This window comes from Paenarthrobacter sp. CAP02 (assembly GCF_040137855.1).
Taxonomy (GTDB): domain Bacteria; phylum Actinomycetota; class Actinomycetes; order Actinomycetales; family Micrococcaceae; genus Arthrobacter.
Window position 1 is genome coordinate 20645 of record NZ_JBEEII010000002.1, and the last position, 13301, is coordinate 33945.

Consider the following 13301-nt stretch of genomic DNA (forward strand, 5'->3'; position numbering starts at 1 on the left):
GCGTGAGCTGCCATCCTGTCAGTTGCCCCCGAGGCTGTTTCCAACATCAGGGAAGGTCCAGATTTACTTGGCTGCTTCGGCTTCGCCGTCTGCAGCTTCAGTTGCTGCGGGAGCCTCGGCTGCCGGAGCTTCTTCAGCGGGAGCCTCTGCTGCTGCGGCTTCTTCGGCCTTGCTGCCCTCGAGGAGCTCGCGCTCCCACTCGGCCAGCGGCTCTTCCGGAGCTTCGGTGGTACCGGTTGCGCGCTGGTTACGGGCGATGAGGCCCTCAGCTACGGCATCGGCAACAACGCGGGTGAGCAGGTTGACGGAGCGGATGGCGTCGTCGTTACCCGGGATCGGGAAGTCGACTTCGTCGGGATCGCAGTTGGTGTCCAGGATGGCAACAACGGGGATGTTCAGCTTCTTGGCTTCGTCAACAGCAAGGTGTTCCTTCTTGGTGTCAACAACCCACAGGACCGAGGGAGCCTTGGTCAGGTTGCGGATACCGCCGAGGTTGGACTCGAGCTTGGTGAGTTCACGCTTGAGGAGCAGGAGCTCCTTCTTGGTGTAGGCCGAGCCTGCGACGTCGTCGAAGTTGATCTCTTCGAGTTCCTTCATGCGCTGGATACGCTTGGCGACGGTCTGGAAGTTGGTGAGCATACCGCCCAACCAACGCTGGTTGACGTACGGCTGGCCAACACGGGTAGCCTGCTCGGCAATTGCTTCCTGAGCCTGCTTCTTGGTGCCGACGAACAGGACGGTGCCGCCGTGGGCGACAGTAGCCTTGACGAACTCGTAGGCGCGGTCGATGTAGGACAGCGACTGCTGGAGGTCAATGATGTAGATGCCGTTGCGCTCCGTGAAGATGAAGCGCTTCATCTTCGGGTTCCAACGACGGGTCTGGTGTCCAAAGTGGACGCCGCTGTCAAGCAGCTGGCGCATGGTTACGACGGGCATGCCGACGCTCCTTCCGGCAGGTCATTCATGAGAGAGCCCATGGGGCTGCTCTTACCCTGCCAATAGTTGACGGTTGTTTAGCCTGTGGCCCGGACGGGCCTGGCTCCTGGCATCCATTGCACTTCTCATCCGACTCAAGCCGAGAGGCTTCAGCGGACCGCAAGAGGCACAATCCTCCACAGACTAAAGCCGAACGGCTTCGCTGGTGGTGGGCTGGATACGCGTAGTCAGCCTGGGACCCCCACATATCTGAATGAGACATGCTCCTGAACAAGCTTGAGGGCACAGCAAACTGCTCCACCAAGTGTACTACAGGGACCCCGCAACTTTGACCGCGGATCACATCGGTTGTCCACATAGGCCACCCCGGGGATCGACCCGACCACGTCGCCACGGAAGGCTTGATTTCATGACCCTTTTGAAGCTCACACTGTCCTTAAAGCTGACACTGTCCGCAATCCTGGCCATCGCCCTTTCGGGTGGAACCAGCGCCGCCGCACCCACGGTCGCCGCACCCACGGTCAAGGGACAGTGGAGTTGGCCGCTCTCCCCCAAACCGTCCGTCCTGCGGACGTTCGACCCGCCGGACAAACCATGGATGAGCGGGCACCGTGGCGTGGATTTGGGCCCAGCGCCCGACGGCGGCAACGTCACCGCGCCGGCGGACGGCGTGGTGACCTTTGCCGGCACAGTGGTCGACAGGCCTGTCCTGACGATCGATCACGGGGACGGATTGCGCAGCAGCTTCGAGCCCATGGCCAGCGGGTTGAAGCCTGGCGATGCCGTGCGCAAGGGGCAGGCCCTTGGCGCCGTTGAGCCGGGCCATTGCGGCAGCGTCACTTGCCTGCACTGGGGAGTGCGGCGCGGCGAGGACTACGTCAATCCGCTGGACTTCGTGCAGGACATGCGGCCATCCGTCCTGCTGCCACTGGAATGAGCCCCCGCCGCATCGTCGGGGTCGCTAGACGATGGCCGATACTCCGGTAATTGCCCGGCCGGTCACCAGGGTGTTGATTTCGTGGGTTCCTTCATAGGAGTAGATGGCCTCGGCGTCAGAGAAGATCTTGGCCATGCCGTAGTCAGTGACGATGCCATTGCCGCCCAGGATGCTCCGCCCCAAAGCAACGCTTTCGCGCATGCGGGCGGTGGCGAAGGCCTTGGCCAAAGCGGATTGTTCATCCTTGGCCACCCCGGCGTCCTCAAGCTGCGCCAGGCGAACCATCATGCCCATGGAGGCCACGGTGTTGCCGAGAATTTGGACCAGTTGATTCTGCACCAGCTGGAACGCAGCCAACGGGCGTCCGAACTGCTGGCGCTCCACGGCGTAGCTGCGCGCGACATCGAATGCTGCCATCTGGAGTCCCACTGCCTGCCAGGCGACAGCCAGGCGGGTGACCTTCAGGACCTTGTTGGTGTCGCGGAAGCTGTTGCCGTTGGCCAGCTTGAAGAAGTCCGGAACCACTACGTTGCCCAGCGTGATATCCGCATTCTGCACGGTGCGGAGGGAGATTTTGTTCTCGATCTTGCTGGCTGAGTAGCCGGGCAGGGTGGTGTCCACCAGGAAAGCCTTGACCTGGTTGTCGGCCACATCCTTGGCGTAGATGACCACCCAATCAGAGAATGTGGCGTTGCCAATCCAGCGCTTGGCACCGTTGAGGATCCAGTGATCGCCGTCGCGCCGGGCGGTGGTGCGGGTTCCACCGGCTACATCCGAACCGCCGAGGGGCTCAGTCAGGCCGAAGGCACCAATCTTCTTAAGGGAATAGATATCCGGCAGCCAAGCGTCCTTCTGCTCCTGCGAGGCCAGCGCCTCAATGGACCCGGTGAAGAGCCCGTCGTGGACACCCATGAACGTGGCAATGGAGGCGTCCGCACGTGTCACCTCCGCATGGAGCATGCCGGCAAACAGATTGGAGTAGCCCTGGCGTCGAACCGGGCTCACCAAGTCGAGCTCACCAAGCTTCGGAATCAGGTCCATGGGGAATTCACCACGGTTCCAGCAGTCAACCGCGATGGGCTTTACCTCGCGGGCCAGGAAATCGCGGACCTCAGCGAGACGGTCCTGCTCCTTGCCGGTCAGCATCTGCTCAAAGGCGTAGAAGTCACCATCGGCGTACGGAAGGGTGGTGGCGTCGAATGCAGCGTTGGACATGTGCGCTCCTTCAAGGTGGTCACCTGCGACCACGTCTGGATTCCGGCGAGGCCATGGGCTCCAGAGCTAGGCTGGGCGGCCATGTTACCGGCGGGTATAAGTTACTGAGCAGTAACTTACCTCACGGACTTGGATATCTCAACGGCCGCCAGTCACGCCAACGCCAAGGAGGGCGTTAAAAAGCCGTGGCCCACAATCCAGGATCGTGGGCCACGGCTTCAGTGCAAATGTAGGGCTACTCGGACTTGAACCGAGGACCTTAGGATTATGAGTCCCGCGCTCTAACCAGCTGAGCTATAGCCCCGTGGAACCCGGACGCGGCCGCCAATAAACGACCGCTCCGGGCAAAGCACTCCAGCAATTCTAATAGGTGCCAGGGTGTGCTTTGGTCACACCACCATGTCCTCGTACGAAGCACCCCGGTAGAGGTCCTCGAAGGTCTGGAGGGTGCCGTTGAGGCTGTGGGGCTCCACCATCTCGCGGCTGAGCTTGCCCATCGCCTTCAGCTGGTCTTCAGGCAGTTGCAGGAGCTTGGTGATTTTGGCTGCGAGCTCGCCACTGTCGTGGGGCGTGAAGAGGTAGCCGTTTTCGCCGTCGCGGACCAGGTGCGGCAGAGCCATGGCGTTGGCCAGGAGCACTGGCGTGGAGGCGGACATGGCCTCGAGGGTAACGAGCGATTGGAGTTCGGCTGTCCCGGGCATGCAGAAGATGTCGGCCTTGATGTACGCCTCGCGCAGGTCCTCGTCGCTGGCAAGCCCAAGGAATTTCACCCTGTCCTCCAGCCCAAGCCTGGCCACCTGCGCTTCGAGCGCCGGGCGCACCTCGCCGCCGCCAACGATCTCCAGGTGCACATTGAGCTCACGGGGTGTCTTTGCTACGGCGTCAATCAGTACATCAACGTGCTTTTCCTCGGCCAGGCGTCCTGCGAAGAGGACCGTGGGGTAGCTGTTCCGTTCAATCGTTTCGCCCGGCTGGAGTTCATAGGCGGTCGAGTCAATGCCGTTGGACAGTGGCAGGACCTTGCGGAGGAAGGCGTGCTGGTGCATGGCTTTGGCGGCAAGCGGCGTGGGCGTGGTGACGACGTCGGCTTGGCCCATGACCTTGCCCATGTCCTTCCAGGAGATTCGCCCCACGATGTCCTTGAACCACTGCGGAAACGGCAGGAACGGGTTCAGGTTTTCAGGCATGAAGTGGTTGGTCGCCACGATGCGGATTCCACGCTTCACGGCCTCATACAGGACGTGCTCGCCAATCATGTAGTGGCTTTGGATGTGGACCACGTCCGGCTGCACCTTATCGAACAGCAGGCTGATTTCCTTCTTGATTTCCCACGGGAAGCAGATGCGGAAGTACTCGTGGGTGAAGACGCCGTGGGAGCGAAGCCGGTGCACCGTTGCCTCATCACGGAACTCCGTGAAGCTCTTGCCCTTGTCCTGCCGGCAGGCCAGCACGTGTACGTTGTGTCCTCGTGCCGTCATTCCCTTGGCCAGGCGGTAGCCGAATTGGGCGGCGCCGTTGACGTGCGGCGGATAGGTGTCTGCCGCGATCAAGATCGTAAGGGGTTTGCTGGTGTCGGGAATGGTCACGTGGAGAACTCCTGATGGTCACGGTGCGGACAGCATTGCTTGTGGCAATGCTGCGGTGTCGCCGGGTTGCCGCCCGCAAAAGCGGTGGCGCAAGGGTAAGACGTTGCCCTAAGCCTTCCGGTTGCCCGCCGCCTTCGCGTCCTTCTTGCGTTTGGTGACTTCCGGATGGTGCCTGCTCAGGGCAATAACCCCAACGATAGCAAGCGTTGCCGCTGCAGCCATGGCTATCGCCATTACGGCGTGCACGTCGGGACGAAGCTCACCAAGGATCACAATGCCAATGGCGATGCCCACCATGGGGTCAATGACAGTCAGCCCTGCGATCACCAGGTCCGGCGGTCCTCCGGAGTATGCGCTTTGGACGAACCATGAGCCCAGGCCACCGGCCGCAGCGATAGCGATCAGCGTGTACCACTGGACGTTGAGCAGGAAGAGTCCGTTCGGATCCAGCAGGTGCTTGCCGATGATGCGGGTCAGCACGGCCACGAACCCGAAAAGCACACCGGCGCCCAGGATGTAGACAAAGGCGTTCATACGGTGCTTGAACAACACGGCGAGCGTTCCGAAGATGCCCACCGCCAATGCAAGCAGCAGGACGATCGTGAGCTCGTCCTCGGAGTTCACGTGATGGTTTTCCTGGGTGACGTTAACCGCGAGCAACACGAAGAGCGCGGAACCGGTGACGCATGCGCTGATGGCAACCACGGTGGCACGGTTGATGGTGAGGCCCTGGTCTTTGGCGTTGACCACCGTGGTGATGACCAGCGCGATGGCACCGATCGGCTGGACCACCGTCAGCGGCGCGGATACCAGCGCTATCGCATTCATCACCATACCCAAGGCAAGGAACAGCAGGCCCAACATCCAGCGTGGGTTGCGCAGGAGCCTCAGGAAGCCGTTGGAACTGAGGGCCAGGCCGCCAGTATCGGCCTTGACCGCGCTGCCCTGCCTCTGGGCGCCAATGGCCAGGAAGAATGCGCCGAGTACCGCCAGGAAAACGGCAAGCCACACCATCAGCCGTGTCCGCCGTCGTTGGTTTTCAGTTCTTTACCCTTACGCAAGATGGCCCAAAAGTAGTTGTAGGCAGCAATCCAATGGCCTGCCAGTCCGAGGCCCAGGAACGTCCATGCCCCCACGAGGTAGACCTCCGTGTACGGGACAGGCAGCTTGGACAGGACCAGCAGCGGCGTTCCAACCAACAACAGTGCCGTTCGGATCTTCCCGATGATGCTCACTGGCAGGTCGGGGTGGCTGCGGAAATAGATCAGCGACACAGTAGCCAATATCGCGTCGGGAATCAGCAACGCCGCGAGGTACCACCACTGCACGACGCCGGCGATCACCAAGGTCAAAGCGACGGCCAGGAGCGCGGCCCGGTCCGCCATGGGATCGAGGATCCTGCCCAGCTTTGACGTTTGGTCGAAGCGCCGGGCAATGTAGCCGTCCACCCAGTCCGTGCTGCCCATGATCACCAGCACGAGGACAGCGAAGCCGTACTCCTGTTCGGAGAGGACGAGCCACACGAACAGGGGCACACCCATGAAACGCAGGACAGTGACGATGTTGGGGACGGTGACGATGGAATCGTGGTCGACCTGGGGTCGATCCGGGTGCGAGCCAGCACCGATCAATTTCATCCTGTCCCCCTTTCCTCATGTCCAGTGTTCAGCGCTGCCGGCTGCTGCTATTTCTGCCGCAACTTCCGCAGTGCAACGACGAACACCACGGCGGCCGCGGCGAACGCTGCGAGGTCCTTCCAGCGTGCGGCGAACCGTTCGCCCAGGCTCTCCGGTACTGAGGCGTTGATGTCCGCGAACTTGGCAGCAGCGAATTCCCTGCCCTCCTGGAATTTGCCGTTGGCGCTTTCCAGCAAGGCCTGGGCCTGCTTTTTGACGTCCAACTGCTCGCCCAGCTCGTCGCGTACACCCGTCAGGTGCTGACGGCGCTTGTTGAGGCGGGAACGAAGTTCGGCCTCCGTGGGAGCCTTGACGGCGTCGGCTTCCTTGGCAGCTTCCTTGGCCGCCTTTTCTGCCTTGGCCTTCTGCGCGGCGGCTTCCTTCTCGGCCTTGGCAGCCTTTGCTGCCGGGGAGTTCGGGTCCAGGATGGACTCGTCGAAATCCGAGCCTTCCTTGGCGATACCGAGATCATGCTTGATGCCGCGGATGGTGTCTTCAGGCACCAACGGCATGGCCTTCTTAAACTTGGCGATGCCGATCAAGGATGCAATGGCAATGACCACCAGGAAGAACGCAGCGACGATCAGGGCGGCGAGCCAACCGGGCATGATGGTGGCCAGGCCCAGAATCGCAGCGACCACCAGCGCGATCACCAACAGGGCCAGGAAAACCAGCGCCACACCAAAGAAGGCACCTGCGACGCCGACCTGCGTGGCCTTGCGCTTGAGTTCCACCTTGGCCAGGGCAATTTCGTCATTTATTTGCCGTGGGGCCAACCGCGCAACGAGCTTGAGGGTCTTCGGCAAAGTACGAATGGCTGGTCCTTGACTGGTCCGGCCGGTGTGACGTCCACTCATGGGTTCCGCCTAACTGCTTCCTCTGGGCATCGTGAGGGCGAACGCGGCCGGATAAGGATCGCCGCGCGCACCTGTCCACAAAACTATCATTCAGGTTCCTGCTCAACTTTCGGAGCACGATACGGCGCGCCTGAGATAGGCCCAATAAATATGATCTTGGCCATAGGATTGATGATCGTGACCTCTCCAACAGCTCCGGGCGATTCTCTGAGCCGACGCGAAAAACTCGTCTACATTCTTCTGCTGGGTGCCCTGACCGCCTTGGGCCCTTTCACGATCGATCTCTATCTCCCGGCTTTCCCCGCCCTCGAAAAGAGCTTTGACGTCTCAGCAGCTGCCATCCAGCTCACCCTGACCGGAACCACTGTGGGTTTTGGCCTTGGCCAGTTGGTGGTGGGCCCTTTCAGCGACAAGGTGGGACGCCGCCTGCCGCTGATCCTGGCAACGGCCGTCCATATTGGTTCATCCCTGGGTGCCGCCTTGTCGACGGACATCGGGATGCTGTCACTGTTCCGCGTCCTGATGGGAATAGGTGCCGCCGGCGGCGGCGTCGTGGCCATGGCCATGGTCCGCGACCTTTTCCACGGCTATTCAATGGTGAAGATGTTTTCGCGGATGTCCCTGGTCAACGGATTGGCCCCCATCCTCGCGCCCGTTATCGGCTCCCAGCTGCTGTTGGCATTTCCGTGGCCGGGGATTTTCTACTTCCTCGCGTGTTACGGCCTCCTGGTGATCCTGGCATCGATCTTCTTCATCCGTGAGACGCTCCCGGCAGAGCAGCGGGGTAAGTCCAGCACCACCGTGGTCCAGCGCTACAAATCGGTCCTGGGCGACAGGATCTTCGTGGGCATGGTGATGGTGGGAAGCCTGAACTTCGGTGGCCTCTTCGCGTATCTGTCGGCCTCCACTTTCCTGTTCCAGAATGTCTACGGCTTTTCCCCGCAGGAGTACGGCCTGCTGTTCGGCATCAACTCCTTGGGCATCGTTGCAGGTGTCCAGATCAGCTCGCGCCTCATTCGACGGGTGGCTCCGCAGTGGATTGTGGCCGGAGCAACCCTCTTCATGGTGTTGATGGCCGGTGTGATCATCGTCCTTGATCTGTCCCACGTCGGTCTGTGGGGCATCCTGATACCGCTGTGGTTCTATATCTGCGCAACTGGTTTCATGTTCCCCTGCGTCCAGGTGCTGTCCTTGGCCAACCACGGCGCCCGGGCCGGAACGGCAGCTTCGCTCCTGGGGGCCTCGCAGTTCATGATGGCGGGAATTGTCCCACCCATCGTCGGCTGGCTCGGTGTGGGCTCCGCTGTGCCCATGGGATCGGTGATGGCGGTGTGCCTCAGCTTATCCACTGCCGCCCTATGGCTTGTGGTCCGTCCCCGCACGGTCCCCTCCATTCACTAACAAGAGCCATCCACTAACAACAAGCCATCCACTAACAACGAGCCCTCCACTGGCAATGAGACCGTAGGCTGTGAGCATGACCAAGAAACCGCACCGTAACGGCCGTGGCCTTTTCCTCGGCGCGATGCTTGGCGCAGTCGCTGGTGCGCTCCTCGGGCGCGCCGCCGGTAGCCCGCTGTTCGGCGCGATCCTCGGGGCAGTCATCGGCGCTGCCGTGCTGTACCGCGTCAATCCGGGCCCGTGGAAGCGTGACTAGACCCGATAACCACCGGCCCCGACACCCCTCCCTCTCCCCCTGCGCCTTCCCGCAAGGCAGAATGGTGGCGAACCGGGCTTAACCGGTGCCTGACCGGTGAAGGGGACACTACATGAGCACGGCTGGGGCATTCAGGGGTAGCCTTCGCGGCGTGACCGCTGTGCGCAGGTTGCCACTGACGTTGGCTCTCGCAGCCTTGCCCTGGCTCGTGGGTATCGCTACTGGGAGCCTGCTCAACGGGCCCAGCGTTGACCTCCTGAAGCAGGTGGGTCTCGGATTGGCCGTGGAGCCCGGTCCCTGGTGGTCCGTGTTTACGTCCGGGTTCTTTGCCTCATCCCTGCTTGATTACGTTGCCTGCACAGCCGCGATCCTGCTGGGCGTAGGAATCGCCGAGCGCGTCATGGGACCGTGGCTCGCCCTTGCAGCGTTCGTTGCGGGTTCGGCCCTCAGCGCTTTGGTGCTGGTGGGGCTGGTGACCTTCGGTACCGACTCCAGCGACCAGTGGCTGAGCTTCCTCGGCGGTGAATACGCGGTGGGCGCCTATGGCGGGGCTGCCGCTGCCTTGGGATGTTCGACGGCGGCCCTGGGCTCCCTGTGGCGTCGGCGGCTCCGGACGTGGTTGCTGGCCGCCACGCTGATGTTCGTGCTTTTTGTTGGCGTCGCCCAGACCCTCCAGGCCCTTGCGGGTGCCGTGATTGGCATTCTGGCCGGCTGGGCCATCCAGTCCCTGGCGCGCCGCCGGAGGGAGGGATCGTTTCATTCGTCCAGCCTTCGGGAAACCCGGTTCCTGGTCGGCACTGTGGTGGGGGTCTTCGCCGTCGGGCCTTTACTGACGCAACTGACCGGTACCTGGGAGGTCGGGCCGCTCTCAGTGGTCGCAGAAGTCATGCTTCAGGCAAGCCCGGACGCAGACGAAGTCCAGGAAGCCTGCGGGAACGATCCCAACTGTGTGACCCTCCAGGGAATCGTGGGGGTCCGAAGCTTCGGCGCAGCCATCCTGACCCTGATCCCGGTCCTGCTTCTGCTGGTCTGCGCTGAAGGGCTCAGGCGTGGCCGTCGGCTCGCCTACCGGCTGACGTTGGTCATCCAGGCATACCTGGCTGCTGTCACCGTCCTGTCGATTCTTCAATACGTGACCGATCCCGATGTCACCCTGGGCGATGAGGACTTCGGTTACCTGCTGCTGTACGCAGTACCGGCCGTTCTGGCCCCGGTCATCATCCTGACGCTGCTCGTGGGGAACCGGCACAAGTTCCGGGTGGAGTCCAGCGATGCCGGATACCGCACCCTGGGGCGGACCTCGCTGGCCCTGGCGGTCGCCGCCGTCGTGCTGTACGTCGTTTTTTGGTTCCTGGAGGGCAACCCTGGCCGTTCCACCCTGCTGGACCTGGCCGGGCAACTGACCCATATCCTGGTTCCGTTTCCCGTGCCCTTCGTTGTTGACCTGCCCCAGGGACTGCTGAGCACCGTGCTTTACGGCCTGGGCGGAGTCATCATTTGGTTGTGCATCCTGGTGCTGGTCCTGAACAACTTCCGGCGGTTCCGGGACATAGCGACTGATCCTGCCGCGGATCTGGGCCATGCCCGTGAGCTGTTGCATGCCGGTGGCGGAACCCTGTCGTGGATGACCCTGTGGGACAACAACCAGTACTGGTTCACTCCGGATCGGCGCGCAGGAGTGGCCTACCAGGTCCATAACGGGGTCGCCCTGACGGTAGCCGGTCCGATCGGAGCCCCGGAACATCACGGGGAGGCAGCCGCGGGTTTCCTGGGCCATTGCTCCAGGCTGGGGCTGATCCCCTGCTTCTACTCGGCAACGGATGAACTGGATGCAGCGCTTTTGCCGCAGGGCTTCAAAAAACTGGACGTCGCGGAGGAGACGCTGCTCAACGTGCAGGCCATGACCTTCAAAGGCAAAGAGTGGCAAAACGTCCGCACGGCACTGAACCGCGCGGACAAGCTGTCCATTAAGGATTATTGGTACCACTACCGGGACATGCCTCCCGGGACCAGGGCACAACTGGCAGAGATATCCGAGGAATGGGTCGCCGACAAAGCCCTCCCCGAGATGGGCTTTACCCTTGGCGGCCTGAACGAACTCAAGGATCCGGAAGTCCTCTGCTGCGTAGCCGTGGACGACGACGGACTGGTCCATGGAGTGACCAGCTGGCTGCCTGTCTTCAGCAACGGCTCCATCTCCGGGTGGACCTTGGACTTCATGCGGCGCCGCACCACGGGCTTCAAGGGCGTCATGGAATTCCTCATCGCCTCTGCCGTGACCCACTTCAGGGAGGACGTTCCCAGCATCTCGCTCTCCGGGTCACCGCTGGCCAACAGCAGCGAAGGAACCGACGACGGTGACCACAGCGCGCTGGATCGGGTCCTGGCGCTGCTGGGCAACGCGCTGGAACCCATGTACGGCTTCAAGTCGTTGGCCGCTTTCAAGTCCAGGTTCCAGCCCCACCACCGGACTTTGTATATGTACTACCCGGACACGCTGGCTCTGCCGGCCATCGGCATCGCCGTCGGCTCGGCTTACCTCCCGGGACTTTCCCCCACCCAAAGCGCGGGTCTTCTCCGCCAAATGGTGGCAAGGGAGCCAGCAGCATGACGTTGAGGCAGGCAGCACGAGCATGAATACCATCCTGAAGATCGAAATCAGCGGTCCTGTTGTGATGACAACGGCTGCGCTGATCGGCTTTGCCTTTTTCCTGGTACTTTTCCTCAAGCCATCGGCCCGGTGGGCGCTAACTGCGGTGCTCGCTGTCGCTGTCGCCGTCCTGGTGGGCTGGTTGACGGTCTGGATCGTGGAGGACGTCATGGACGTCTTCCACGTTGGACTCACGCCACGGGTATGGTTCTGGGCCCTGGCTTGCTTCGGGGGGTTGGGTCTGGCGGCGGTGAGTTTCCGTCATAGCCGGCCCTGGCGCAAGGCAGTGGCAGCTGTTTCGATCCCCGTGTTCGCGCTGGTGGCGGCGCTGGGCATCAACACCGAGTTCGGGCTGAACAAGACGTTGGGTTCGGCGCTGGGTATTTCCACCGAAGGCGCGATCCATCTGAGCAAACCCAACCCGGACGTCTCCAATCCGGCCGGTCCCCTGTGGCAAAACTGGAAACCACCGGCAGACATGCCCGCCCAGGGCAAAGTCGGCACCGAGGTCATCCCCGCCACGGCGTCGGGATTCAACGCACGTCCGGCGGGGATCTACCTGCCTCCTGCAGCTTTGACAAAGAATCCGCCCAAGCTGCCCCTGTTTGTCCTGATGATGGGTCAACCGGGGCTCCCTGATCCGCAATACGTCGCTGCGGCCTTGGACGAGTTCGCGGCACAGAACAACGGCCTGGCTCCGATCGCCATCGTTGCGGACCAAATCGGCCCGGATCAGGATGACACGCTCTGCCTGGATACCGCCAAGTACGGGAACGTCCAGAAGTACATCAACGAGGATGTCGTCAATTGGGCCAAGGCCAACCTGAACATCCTTACCGACCGCGACCATTGGACCATTGCCGGGTACTCCAACGGAGGCCAGTGCGCCATCTCCTTCGCGCTCAAGTACCCCGGCATCTGGGGCAACGTCGTGGACATTTCAGGCGAAGAGTTTCCCGGGGCCGAGGACCCTGCCGGCAACCTGGCTGAGATCTTCGGCGGCAACCAGGCCGACTATGAGGCACAGAAGCCCATCAACATCATGAACGGCAAGAAATTTCCGGATACGACAGCGGTCTTCACGGCCGGCTCCGATGACCTGAACTATGTGGCGGCGGCCAAGGCCGTCTCCGCTGCGGCCCAGGCTTCCGGGATGTCTGTCACCTACTACGAGGTGCCTAATGGCGGACACGTGGGAATGGCCCTGAACGAGGGCCTCGCCAAGGGCTTCGAAGTCCTCTATCCCCGACTCGGGCTGTCCCGCTAGCCCTTTTCCGGGCACCTCCCGGACGATAAAATTGAGATGTGCCACATTGGCAAGAACTGCAGCCGCTTCCGGCACCTTGGCAGCGGCGGGATGACCGCATCCTGCCCCTGTGGTGGGATCGGCTGTGTTCAGTGACCAGTCCGCAGTCGGCAGCCCTTTACGCTGCGGGACTCTTCACGGACGATCGCCGGAGACCCATTGCCCAGTGGTACAACCCGGTAACCGACGCCGCGTTGCTCGTTGCTCCTGAAACCTCGCCTGAGTGGCCTGTCCAAAGGTTCGGCATCTTCTATGCGCCTTCTGGAGGGGGCTTCACCCGCGTCTATTCCGCTCCCCACGAATGGCATCCCCGCGAACCCAGGACCCCGCCCACCGAGCAGGAATCTTTTGTGGCGGCCGTGGCTGAAGCTGCGCGCTTCCTGCAAGTGGAAATGGATTTCGTCTGAAAAAAGGTGGACCCCGCACCAGCTATAAGCCGGCACGGGGTCCTGATGCTCCTCCGACTGGACTTGAACCAGTA

12 protein-coding genes and 1 tRNA gene are annotated in these 13301 nt (G+C 62.1%); 6 read left to right on the forward strand and 7 right to left on the reverse strand.

Annotated features, from left to right (window positions below; genetic code table 11):
* Window positions 1–63 precede the first annotated feature (63 nt).
* Complete coding sequence (gene rpsB / locus ABHM97_RS03080; RefSeq protein WP_211711727.1) at window positions 64–936, reverse strand: 30S ribosomal protein S2; 873 nt, start codon at window positions 934–936, stop codon at window positions 64–66.
* A gap of 409 nt (window positions 937–1345) precedes the next feature.
* Between rpsB and ABHM97_RS03085 the strand changes: the two genes are divergently transcribed.
* The gene (locus ABHM97_RS03085) at window positions 1346–1873 is read left to right on the forward strand and encodes a M23 family metallopeptidase (RefSeq protein ID WP_349469554.1); all 528 of its coding nucleotides are present in this window, start codon (window positions 1346–1348) and stop codon (window positions 1871–1873) included.
* A gap of 24 nt (window positions 1874–1897) precedes the next feature.
* Here ABHM97_RS03085 and ABHM97_RS03090 read toward each other — a convergent pair whose 3' ends face one another.
* The 6 genes from ABHM97_RS03090 to ABHM97_RS03115 form a co-directional block, all read right to left on the reverse strand.
* Entirely contained in the window at window positions 1898–3088 is a 1191-nt protein-coding gene (locus tag ABHM97_RS03090; RefSeq protein WP_349469555.1) for an acyl-CoA dehydrogenase family protein, read from the reverse strand.
* A 230-nt stretch (window positions 3089–3318) separates the two neighbouring features.
* Window positions 3319–3392: transfer RNA gene (locus ABHM97_RS03095), tRNA-Ile, on the reverse strand.
* An 85-nt stretch (window positions 3393–3477) separates the two neighbouring features.
* The gene (locus ABHM97_RS03100; RefSeq protein ID WP_349469556.1) at window positions 3478–4674 is read right to left on the reverse strand and encodes a glycosyltransferase; all 1197 of its coding nucleotides are present in this window, start codon (window positions 4672–4674) and stop codon (window positions 3478–3480) included.
* A gap of 108 nt (window positions 4675–4782) precedes the next feature.
* Entirely contained in the window at window positions 4783–5688 is a 906-nt protein-coding gene (locus ABHM97_RS03105; RefSeq protein WP_235519665.1) for a DMT family transporter, read from the reverse strand.
* A complete protein-coding gene (locus tag ABHM97_RS03110) occupies window positions 5688–6311 on the reverse strand; it encodes a CDP-alcohol phosphatidyltransferase family protein (RefSeq protein WP_235519663.1) in 624 nt (207 codons plus the stop codon). Before ABHM97_RS03110 ends, ABHM97_RS03105 begins: the two co-directional genes overlap by 1 nt.
* Window positions 6312–6358: 47 nt before the next feature.
* Window positions 6359–7207, reverse strand: coding sequence for a phage holin family protein (locus ABHM97_RS03115; RefSeq protein ID WP_257368475.1), 849 nt, complete (start codon window positions 7205–7207; stop codon window positions 6359–6361).
* A gap of 171 nt (window positions 7208–7378) precedes the next feature.
* Here ABHM97_RS03115 and ABHM97_RS03120 point away from each other — a divergent pair, with 171 nt between their 5' ends.
* From ABHM97_RS03120 to ABHM97_RS03140, 5 genes are all read left to right on the forward strand, one after another.
* Window positions 7379–8608, forward strand: a complete 1230-nt coding sequence (locus ABHM97_RS03120) for a multidrug effflux MFS transporter (protein WP_349469557.1) — start codon at window positions 7379–7381, stop codon at window positions 8606–8608.
* 76 nt (window positions 8609–8684) lie between these two features.
* Window positions 8685–8864 (forward strand): YMGG-like glycine zipper-containing protein, encoded by a 180-nt coding sequence (locus ABHM97_RS03125; protein WP_235519660.1) that lies wholly within the window; start codon window positions 8685–8687, stop codon window positions 8862–8864.
* A 151-nt stretch (window positions 8865–9015) separates the two neighbouring features.
* Window positions 9016–11475: a bifunctional lysylphosphatidylglycerol flippase/synthetase MprF gene (locus ABHM97_RS03130; RefSeq protein WP_349469558.1), complete on the forward strand. Its 2460-nt coding sequence runs from the start codon at window positions 9016–9018 to the stop codon at window positions 11473–11475.
* 22 nt (window positions 11476–11497) lie between these two features.
* Window positions 11498–12781, forward strand: a complete 1284-nt coding sequence (locus ABHM97_RS03135) for an alpha/beta hydrolase (RefSeq protein WP_349469559.1) — start codon at window positions 11498–11500, stop codon at window positions 12779–12781.
* Between the two features lie 38 nt (window positions 12782–12819).
* Window positions 12820–13227 carry a hypothetical protein gene (locus ABHM97_RS03140; protein WP_235519653.1) on the forward strand — a complete coding sequence of 136 codons (408 nt, stop codon included), beginning with the start codon at window positions 12820–12822 and terminating at the stop codon, window positions 13225–13227.
* Window positions 13228–13301: the final 74 nt, after the last annotated feature.